11 protein-coding genes are annotated in these 9,739 nt (G+C 47.2%); 9 read left to right on the top strand and 2 right to left on the bottom strand.

Annotated elements, in window-relative coordinates; genetic code table 11:
• The 7 genes from Q0236_RS11095 to Q0236_RS11065 form a co-directional block, all read left to right on the top strand.
• On the top strand, positions 1 to 336 hold a 336-nt coding region (locus Q0236_RS11095), incomplete at its 5' end, for a hypothetical protein (RefSeq protein WP_297917912.1).
• On the top strand, positions 326 to 712 hold the full coding sequence (locus Q0236_RS11090) for a phytanoyl-CoA dioxygenase (RefSeq protein ID WP_297917909.1): 387 nt from the start codon (positions 326 to 328) through the stop codon (positions 710 to 712). The genes Q0236_RS11095 and Q0236_RS11090, both read left to right, overlap by 11 nt.
• 21 nt (positions 713 to 733) lie before the next feature.
• Positions 734 to 874, top strand: a complete 141-nt coding sequence (locus tag Q0236_RS11085) for a hypothetical protein (protein ID WP_297917906.1) — start codon at positions 734 to 736, stop codon at positions 872 to 874.
• A 45-nt stretch (positions 875 to 919) separates the two neighbouring features.
• Positions 920 to 1,321 (top strand): hypothetical protein, encoded by a 402-nt coding sequence (locus tag Q0236_RS11080; protein WP_297917903.1) that lies wholly within the window; start codon positions 920 to 922, stop codon positions 1,319 to 1,321.
• A gap of 220 nt (positions 1,322 to 1,541) precedes the next feature.
• Positions 1,542 to 2,723 carry a tryptophan synthase subunit beta gene (trpB, locus tag Q0236_RS11075; RefSeq protein ID WP_297917900.1) on the top strand — a complete coding sequence of 394 codons (1,182 nt, stop codon included), beginning with the start codon at positions 1,542 to 1,544 and terminating at the stop codon, positions 2,721 to 2,723.
• The gene (trpA, locus tag Q0236_RS11070) at positions 2,716 to 3,462 is read left to right on the top strand and encodes a tryptophan synthase subunit alpha (protein WP_297917898.1); all 747 of its coding nucleotides are present in this window, start codon (positions 2,716 to 2,718) and stop codon (positions 3,460 to 3,462) included. Before trpB ends, trpA begins: the two co-directional genes overlap by 8 nt.
• 10 nt (positions 3,463 to 3,472) lie before the next feature.
• A complete protein-coding gene (locus Q0236_RS11065; protein WP_297917894.1) occupies positions 3,473 to 4,615 on the top strand; it encodes a hypothetical protein in 1,143 nt (380 codons plus the stop codon).
• A gap of 219 nt (positions 4,616 to 4,834) precedes the next feature.
• On the opposite strand, the gene Q0236_RS11060 is transcribed toward Q0236_RS11065, so the two are convergent.
• Positions 4,835 to 6,925, bottom strand: a complete 2,091-nt coding sequence (locus Q0236_RS11060; RefSeq protein WP_297917891.1) for a TonB-dependent receptor — start codon at positions 6,923 to 6,925, stop codon at positions 4,835 to 4,837.
• A 486-nt stretch (positions 6,926 to 7,411) separates the two neighbouring features.
• On the opposite strand from Q0236_RS11060, the gene yedE reads away from it, so the two are divergent.
• Together yedE and Q0236_RS11050 are read left to right on the top strand one after the other, a co-directional pair.
• Positions 7,412 to 8,473: a YedE family putative selenium transporter gene (gene yedE, locus Q0236_RS11055; RefSeq protein WP_297917888.1), complete on the top strand. Its 1,062-nt coding sequence runs from the start codon at positions 7,412 to 7,414 to the stop codon at positions 8,471 to 8,473.
• A gap of 27 nt (positions 8,474 to 8,500) precedes the next feature.
• The gene (locus Q0236_RS11050) at positions 8,501 to 8,641 is read left to right on the top strand and encodes a hypothetical protein (RefSeq protein ID WP_297917885.1); all 141 of its coding nucleotides are present in this window, start codon (positions 8,501 to 8,503) and stop codon (positions 8,639 to 8,641) included.
• A gap of 435 nt (positions 8,642 to 9,076) precedes the next feature.
• Here the strand turns inward: Q0236_RS11050 and Q0236_RS11045 are convergent, their stop codons facing one another.
• Positions 9,077 to 9,568 carry a hypothetical protein gene (locus Q0236_RS11045; RefSeq protein ID WP_297917883.1) on the bottom strand — a complete coding sequence of 164 codons (492 nt, stop codon included), beginning with the start codon at positions 9,566 to 9,568 and terminating at the stop codon, positions 9,077 to 9,079.
• Positions 9,569 to 9,739: the final 171 nt, after the last annotated feature.

Below are 9,739 nucleotides of genomic sequence, written 5' to 3'. Positions count from 1 at the left end.
ACTATCGATGAATATGCAACACCGGGCGAATTAGTCGAATATGTATATAATCCTCTAGAGATAGCCCAGAGGCCGGAATACAAATTTCTATTTACAGAAACAGAACTAAAAGCTATAGCAGAGTATAAAGAGATGATCGATTATTTTTATAGCAAATATGACTACGATGAGATATATGACAATATGCCTGAAATTTGGAAAAAGATAATGGAGAAGTCATTAAAACTACTGAATATACTTGGTTTCACTCTTGACGATTTTTATGAGTGCGGGGATTTAAAATCCAAAACCAACGAAACCCACATCCCAATAAAAGGAAACCCAAATGCAAATTAACGGAAAAGAGATATTTGAGAAAGGCGGTCTTATGTTTCATTTAAGCCTAATGGCTTCTTTGGAATATCAGGACAAATATATCGTTCATCCCACAATCAATAAATATGAAGATCCGTCGGAAATGGCGGAACTTTTATATACCGAATGTAAGAACGCTTTATTGGAGCAATTTGAATTTTGCTTCCTGCCATACGAGAGGGATGCGCTAAGAGAACTTATGGAGCTCATAGATAGATACTTTAAAGATCAAAGCTTACTAGAAGGCATAGGTGAATATTTGGTCTATCACAATAAATCTTGGATAGAGGTTAGAGAGTTGGCCTTAAAGACCTTGCATATTTTTGGCTACGATTTGGAGGACTTTGACTATGATTAGACCCGGATTGAGCCTGGCAGAATGAAATTTATCGTATATATCTTTAATCTGCTACTATGTCTAAGCGCCTGGGCTTTTATAAATATTAATGGTATAGGCGATAGTAAATCAAGCTCTATAGCAGCAGGTATAGGCATAAGCGGCAAAAAACACAAAGACTAAGGTTTTTTATCCACAAAATATAAAAATTCTAAATAAGGAAATAAAATGAAATTTTTAAAACGATACAAAAATATTATTCTATTACCATTTTTGCTAATTATTTCGTTTTTTGTTTTTCGTATGATTTATACGGAAATAATTAGCGAGTGCGCCCCAATAAGGCTTTTTTCAAAAAATTCTCTAAGCAACAGCGGTTATGTTGAGTTAAAAGCAAAATGTATAAAAAAGGCTTTGGAAAATGAGGATAATCACCTTATTATACAGTATTTTAAAAGAGAAACTAGCGAGTGCCTTAAAATTATTGATGAATCGTCAAAGATCCCACATAATCTGATTAGAGTTAATAGCTTTGAAGAGTGGAAAAAATTAAGACTTACAGATGCCGACAATATAATTTGCCCTATCGGTAATTCTAAAAAGAGCGATATTAGCAATGAAAGCAAATAAATTTACAAATTATTCAAATTTACGAAGTTGGGGCTGCTCATCAAGCAAAACATTAGCCGCAATTTGAAGTGTAAATTTCAAAATTTACTATTTTATGCCGCGCGTTTTTTGCGGCTGCATATCCGATAAATTTAGAAGAGCGCCGCAAAAGGTGCCGTCAAAAAAGCGAAATTTAACGCGAAATTTTATATAATCTTGCGATTTAATGCGAGGAGATAGGATGAATAAAAAGGCGTATTTCGGGAGTTTCGGCGGGCAGTTCGTGCCCGAAACGGCGATGTTTGCGCTCGAGGAGTTGGAGGATGCGTACAGCACCATAGCGCAGACTAAGGAATTTAAAGACGAGCTAGGTTACTTGCTGCGCGAATATGCGGGGCGTCCGACGCCGCTGTATCACGCTGCGCGCCTTAGCGAGCACTACGGGCATGAAATTTATCTAAAGCGCGAGGATCTTAATCATACGGGCGCTCATAAAATCAACAACGCCCTAGCGCAGGCGCTACTAGCCAAAAAAATGGGCAAAAAAAAGGTCATCGCAGAAACCGGCGCAGGCCAGCACGGCGTGGCGACGGCGACGGCAGCGGCGCTATTTGGGCTTGAGTGCGACGTGTATATGGGCGAGACCGACGCTGCGCGCCAGCAGCTCAACGCCTTTAGGATGCAGCTTTTGGGCGCAAATTTGATCAAAATCGGCACCGGTTTAAAAACGCTCAAAGAGGCGACCACCGCGGCGATTCAGGCGTGGGTGAATGAGATAGAGAGCGTATTTTACGTCATCGGCTCGGCGGTCGGGCCGCATCCGTATCCGAAGATGGTTAGGGATTTTCAAAGCGTCATCGGCACCGAGACCAAATCGCAGCTTGCGAGCAAGGGGATCAAGGCCGATTACGTCCTAGCCTGCGTGGGCGGCGGAAGCAATGCGATAGGAATTTTTAGCGCGTTCGTGGATGATCCTAGCGTGCAGCTCTTGGGCATCGAAGCGGGCGGCTTGGGCGCACAAACCCTTTATCACGCAGCGACTATTACCAATGGGCGCGCGGGCATCATCCACGGTATGAAAACGATTGTGCTACAGAATAAATTCGGCATGATCGAGCCTGTTCACAGCATCTCGGCGGGGCTTGATTATCCTGGAGTGGGCCCGGAGCACGCGCATCTGCACGAGATAAGTCGCGCAAAATACGAAGCGGTAACCGACGATGAGTGCATCACGGCGCTTAAGTTGCTCTGTAGGCTCGAAGGCATCATCCCCGCGATCGAAAGCGCGCATGCGCTAGCGTATTTAGAAAAGCTCTGTCCACAGTTAAAAGGCAGAAAAACGATCGTCGTAAACGTAAGCGGCAGGGGCGATAAGGATATGGATACCGTGATGAATTACAAAAAAGGAACGATTTATGGATAAGATCAAGGCGGCCTTTGCGGGCAAAAAGGCGAACATCGGCTATATCGTGGCTGGCTATCCGAGCCCAGCGCATACGAAAGAGTTTTTGTCAAATTTAGACGAAAGCGCGATCGATCTGCTTGAGATCGGCATCCCGTATTCCGATCCGCTCGCGGACGGTCCGGAAATTTTTAAGGCGAGCTTCTCCGCGGTGCAAAACGGCGTAAACGCGGGCACAGTATTTGAAATTTTAAAAGAGGTGCAAACGCGCAAGCCGCTCGTGTTTTTGGTCTATTATAACGTGATCTTTGCCTACGGCGCGCGCGAGTTTGTAGCGCAGGCGGCGCGCTACGGCATCAGCGGACTAATAATCCCCGATCTGCCGTATGAGGAAAACGAGGAAATTTTCGCGCTTTGCGAGGAGTTCGGTATCGCGCTCATCCCGCTTATTAGCGTTACGAGCGAGCACCGTGCCGCGCGAGTTTTGAGCCGCGCGCGGGGCTTCATCTACGGCGTGGGAGCTATCGGCGTGACCGGAAGCAAGCAAACGCCGATTTCACGCCTAAAAAATATGGTCGCAGATCTTAAAAAAATGAGCGATCTGCCCGTAGCGATCGGCTTTGGTATCCGCACGGCGGGGGATGTGCGTGCTACGAAAGAATACGCAGACGGTGCTATCATCGGCACTGCGATCGTAAATTTATGCGCAAATTACGGCGGGCGCGAGCTACAAAACAAGATCGCCGAACTTTTTAACTAACGGAAAGAGCATGAAAAAGATATTTTTGATTTTAATCGCAAATTTTTGTCTCGGCGCCAATTTGATGCAATATGATCTTTTCAACCACGACGACAGCGTCGACATCGCCTTGGCGTTTGACTCCGCATACAAGCCCGACATCGTGCGCAGCGTCGATGGGCAGTCGATGAGCCTTATTTTAAAAGGGCTTGGCGGCGATGAGAAATTTAACGAAATGCGCACCAATCAAAAGGTCTTAAAAAGCTTTACGATTGCGCCCAAAGGCAAGGATATCGAGATCAATTTCCCTACCGGAGCCGATCTATCAGTCGATGCTCTTACTCAAGACGGCAATTTAAAGCTCATTTTGCGCGTAAAAAATCCCGCTTTCGATCAAAGTAAGATGAGCGTCAAAAGTGAGGCGAATGAGACGGCGCAAAGCAGCAGCAACGGGATTTCCGTGATGCCGATAATAGTAGCATTACTGCTTGCGGCTGCGGCTTTCGTCGGCGTGCGAAAATTTTTATCACACAAGCCGCAAAAAAGTATCGACGAGACATGGCGGGTTTTTGAAGACGACGCTAGCATGGAGGGCGCCGATGTGGACGAAGCAGGCATCGATAAAATTTTAAACGAATCCTCTTTTAAAAATCAGAGCGGATCAAAGAACCCAAATTATTCTGACGCGCAGGAGTTTGCGAAGAAAGATGAAGCCTCTGCTTTAAATTCCAAAAATTCTAACGACTCAAAAAACGTAGATAGCGCAGATTTTTTTAGGGGCGAGAACATGAGCGAAGAGAGCATGCGCGATAAATTTTACGATGAGGTTGCGCGTGCCGAGCGTTCGGAAGCTACGGAGGCGGACGAAAGCTCTGAGAGCGCCGAGAATATAGGCGTAGCGGATAAAATTTCGCCGCTTAAAGTAAGCCCTGCCGAGAGTGGTACGATGGAATTTCGCGAGGGAGCAAAAGAAAGATCGGATGCAAAAGAGCCCAAGGTTTCGGCATTTAAAAGCATTTTAGAAAATGAGTTGCTTAGCTCGGATACCGCAAGACCTAGCGATGTGCGAGTAGAGCTTGTGCGCGAGATCGACGAAAATAATGCTGCCGTAGTGCTAAGCTTTGCGGGCAAAAAACATCTAGTGGTGTTAAAAAGCTCCAACGCTATTGATTGATGAGGCGTGGAATTTCGCAACTTGCGGGCTTTGCGACCCATAAAATTTTGCAGTTTGTTAAATTTTAAAAATTGCGGAATTTTATAGCGCTAGAAATTTATGCCACATTTAAGCCCCATCGCCAAAAGGTCGCGATGAGGCTTAAATTTAAAAAGAAAGAGGACGCAAGCTCGGGTAAGCTTTAAAATTTAACCCGCGCCTCGCCCGTATAAGCTTAATCTAAAATCTTACTTCCAAATCGACGTAGAAATTTCGTCCCGCGCCGACTACTACGGTATCTCGCGTGCGGTTTGCGTTGATGTAGTGCTTATCGAAAATATTATTTACGCCAAAGCTTACGTCCGCGCCGTCAAGGACTGGAATAACGCCGTTTTTGATCTTGTAGCTTCCTCTAAAATTAGCGATCGTAAAGGACTTATCTACATAAAAATACTCCCTCTCGCGTGCAAAATATGAAGCGGGTTTGGAGTGAGGTTTGAAATAGTGGCTCACCTGAAATCCTAGACTCAAATCTTGCAGCGGCGAATAATCTATGTTCGCGCTTAACTTTTTGGCGTGGTTATTGATGTTTTCGTGCGTCTTTTTATTGTAAATTCTAAGTCGCTCGAAGCTCGCGCCGAAATCAAAGTCCTGCGTTTGGTAGTTTGAGCTTAGCTCAAAACCATGCCTTTTGGCTTGATCGATATTTTGATACTGCCCGTATTGCTGCGAAAAACCGCCCGGCGGCACGCCTAGATGCGGTAGCGGTTTAATGTCGATCATATCTTCGATCTTGCCGTTAAAGTAGATAAATTTCATATCGAAGTGATCGTCCGTAAAAATTTCATCCTGTTTAAAACTAAATCCGACCTCGTACTCTTTGACGGTCTCGGGCTTTAGATCGGGATTTGGGATGTAATAATAATGCATGTTTATCGGTCCTTCTTGCGACGTCTCATGCGGCGTAGGCGCGCGGAAGCTCTCGCTGTATCCGGCCAAAAGCGTAAATTTATCAAAAATCGTATAAGCAATCGCCGCTCGCGGAGAAAATCTCGAATCTTTAAATTTAGCGGATTTGCCTTTGACCTTGCGATCGAATCTATCGTATCTACCGCCTAAGGTAAGCTCTAAATCATCGTGCAAGCGGATCAAATCCTGCGCGAAAAGCCCGTAGCTATTGTATTCGTTCGGAAAGGAGGCGAAATCTCTTAACGCTCCATTTTGGATAAAGATCGCATCCTCCTGCCTATTTTCGTAATCGCCGCCGAAAGCGAAGCTATGATTTAAAAAGCCCGTATCGAATTCCGAAATATTTTTGATCTCTAATCCCTTACGATCGTCTTTGTTCGTGTAGCTGCCGGTATCTGCGCCGTCGATATAGCCGCGTTTATACTCGGCTCTGCTTTTGTAGGCCTTAAAAGACATATCCACTAGCGGGCTTTGCGGCGTAAAGCTCCAATCAAAAACGTAATCTCTCTGGCTTAAATTTCCGCTTACGAAGAGATCTGCATCATTTTGCCATAGTGTCTGCCACATCGTGTGTAAATTTTCGTCGTAATCAAAGGCGCTGAAGCTTATGCGGTGATCGTCCAAATTCGCGCCGATCTTAAAAAATCCGGTATCGATATGCTCGTTATTAAAGCTCTTGTCGTAGTCTGGGGCGTAGTGCGTGCCGCCGTCTGCGAACTTAACGTTGCCGTAGCTTGCGCGCTTGCCGTAGAGTAAAACGTCGATCGGAATTTCCTCGCCCTTGCCGTAAACCGCGCCGCGCGTGCTATGCATATTGTTTGATTCAAGCCTCTGTCCTAGCATCAAGCCTACGCTTTTGCCCTCGCTTAGATAATCGCTCGCGCTTTTGGTTTGCATATTTACGATACCGCCGATCGCGCCCGAGCCGTGCAGCACGGACGAGGCGCCCTTTATGACCTCGACGCGCTTTAAGATATCGCTATCGGTGCGAAAAGATGAGATCATATTGGAGTAAATTCCCACGCTCCTGCGCACGCCGTCTTGTTTGATGATGACGCGCTCGTCGCTTTGATATCCGAATCCGCGGATCTGAAACTGCCTGCCGATCTGTCGCCCCATATCCATACCGCCATCAACGCCCGGTATCTGCATGATCGAATCGATCACGTTGGTTTTGGCTTTCATATCCTTGGGGGTTAAAATTCCGGCCGAGCCTGCGTATTTTAGGTTATCGACCACGCTCACCGTCGCTTGCACGACGATTTGACCCAGATCCTGCGACTTCGTGGCGTTATTTTCGGCCGCATTCGCTCCGCCTATTGCGCCTATCGCAAGCGGCACCAATAAAATTTGCTTTTTCATGCTCGACCTTTAAAATAAAATTGAAATACATTATTATATATCTACATACTTAAATAAGGTTGAAATTTAATTTCAAAACCATTTGAAATTTGTTTTTATTGGCGGCAAGTAATGCGCCCCGTCTGAGACGTTTTCGCGTTTTGGCTACGTCATGCCTGCACTCTATTTGTGCCATTTCTGCCCCCTCGACTCCGCTCCTTTTATATCCGTTTGTATCGCGTTTCGTCTGACCGCCTCTGCGTCATGGCTTCTCGTTGCGATCTGTCTGCGCCGAAATCGAGCGGCTAAATTCGGCACCTCTATCGCAGCAAAGAGTCTAAATTTAAACGCCCGCGATTCGTTTGCGTTTAAATTTAGCGGCCGCTCGCGCGATTTTAAAATTTAGCTTTTCGCAAATTTAGATCGGAATTTATTTGCTTTTTATTTTACAAAGGATAAAATCGCGTCTAAGAGATCGGTCGATCTAGATTATTTCAGGATCTTTTCATGAATAACGTTAAATGGTACATCATCGCAGGCGCCGTGCTAGGCGTGCTGGGTGCGACGCTAGTGCATTTCGGAAACCCGGGCAATATGGGCGTTTGCGTCGCTTGCTTTTTGCGCGACACCACCGGCGCGCTGGGCTTTCACCGAGCAGCCGCAGTGCAATACATCCGCCCGGAGATCATAGGGCTCGTGTTCGGCGGCTTTTTGGCAAGCGTGCTTTGGACGCGCGAGTTCGCGCCGGTTACCGGCAGCTCGCCGTTTGCGAAATTTTTCCTAGGGATTTTCGCGATGATCGGCTGCCTTGTATTTTTGGGATGTCCGTGGCGCGCGTTTTTGCGCCTAGGCGGCGGCGATTTGACCGCGCTAGCCGGATTAGCGGGTCTGATCTGTGGCGTACTCATTGGGTTTTTGCTTAAAAAGCGCGGCTATGAGGCGAGCAAAGAGGCAAGACTTAGCGGCGCGATCGGAATTTTGCCCGTGCTATTGGGCGCTGCGCTGCTTGCGGCCTTGGTTTTCGGACTAAAAACGGGCGAGGGCGGCGCGCTTTTTATCTCCGCTAAAGGCCCCGGCGCGCAACACGCCGCGGTAGGCATCTCGCTGGCTGCGGGCATTATCGTGGGCGCGGTGATGCACAGAAGCAAATTTTGCAGCGTCGGCGCGTTCGGTAGAATTTTCCGCGGCGATTTCTCGATGTTTTGGGGCGTACTAAGCGTCATCGCGTTTGCGAGCATCGCAAATATCGCGTTTGGGCAATACAAGCTCGGCTTTGAAGGCCAGCCTATCGCACACAACGATTTCGTTTGGAATTTCTTAGGCATGGTGCTCGCAGGACTTTGCTTCAGTCTCAGCGAGGGCTGCCCGGGCAAGCATCTGGTGCAGGCCGGCACGGGAAATTTAAGCTCGGGCGTCTTCGTTATCGGCATGGCGGCGGGCGCTGCGATCGCGCATAATTTCTTGCTCGCAAGCTCGCCTAAAGGCATCACTGAGTTCGCTCCTTACGCGGTCGCGATCGGTTTTGTTTTCGCGCTTTACGTGGGGATTTTTCAAAGACGCGTCGCTTAGCGCGGGCGCTCGGCTCGGTGTAAAGGCATGACGCTGCTGGCATATAAAGTACCGAGTCGCGACGGGTGCCGGGTTTCAGAGCTCGCTCGTCGCGCACTTGCGCTGCTCGGCGTGAGCGGCGCATTTAGAATTTTAAGCTTTGCGAAATTTTATCTGCTCGCCCGCTAGGTGTCGGCAGATCCCTGCCGCGCCTACAATTCAAGTTTTTAAATTTTATTGTTAGCGTTTTAGCGGCGGGCAGGTTAAATTTAGCCGTATGGGCGCCGCATAAAGTAAAATTTAAAAACAAATGGCGATGGCTAAAAGTCGCTAAGCTGCGCTGCGGCACGGTAAAATTTAAAGGGCTTGCCGTGCAAATCGAGCTTTATAAAATAGACACGGGCGCGCGGCGGTAAATTTAGCGCCGCTCTCTCGTAAGCTGTGCTAAATTTAGTGAAATTTATCTCTTGGTATCGCGTCGGATCTGAAATTTTAAGCTTCGCGAAATTCTATTCATCCGTGCGCTTGGCGTAAGCAAGGTTTCTTGCCGCCGAATTCTGCTTTAAAATTTTGCTTTGCTCGGATAAAATTTACCGCGGCTTCGATCTGTTTTTAAATGCGCTGCTACGCGCGCTCTTTAAACTCTCCGCATTCAAATACGATGTCGCAGATCTGTGGAGGCGAAATGGCGAAGCCCAGCTGCTCCAGAGAGATGTCTAGCGGAAATCTCCTATCGTCGCGCAGATAGTTTTCAAGTAGCCCCGCTATCTCGTTAAATTCGCGCTCGCTCGCCAGGATGCTGACGCAGTTTTTCGTCACGACCGCTTCGGATCGCTCGCCGCGAGCAAATTTAAGCCTCATGCCGCGATCGCATTTGAGCTTCTCGCCGCCCTGTTTGAGCTCGAATTCTCGCTCGGCAAACAGCGCGCAAAACCGCTCGATGCGGCTTTCATCTATCGTTATGCATAAAATATCTTTGTAAAGTTTTATCTCTATCATTTTGCCGCCCATCTTAAATTTAAATCGCAAATTTAAAGCCACCGCCCGCGCAGCAGGCTGTCCGCTGGCGCAAAATACGCCGTCGCGTTCACTTGCCGCCACCAAAATCGCTCGCAAATACACGGCGTGTTAAAAGTCGTCACGCTCGAAATCCCGCGCCAGATTTAGCGTCTCGTCGTTCGCAGCCATTTTATCTCCCGCTTTATAAAATTTTAAAAATTCTAGCAAAAACACACTAAAATTTTAAAAATTTTAGTCGTCCGATCGAGTTTAAATTTAGCCAAGGAG

It is taken from the genome of uncultured Campylobacter sp. (assembly GCF_938031315.1).
In the GTDB taxonomy this organism is placed as follows: domain Bacteria; phylum Campylobacterota; class Campylobacteria; order Campylobacterales; family Campylobacteraceae; genus Campylobacter_B.
This window is presented reverse-complemented; position numbering and strand designations above follow the sequence as displayed.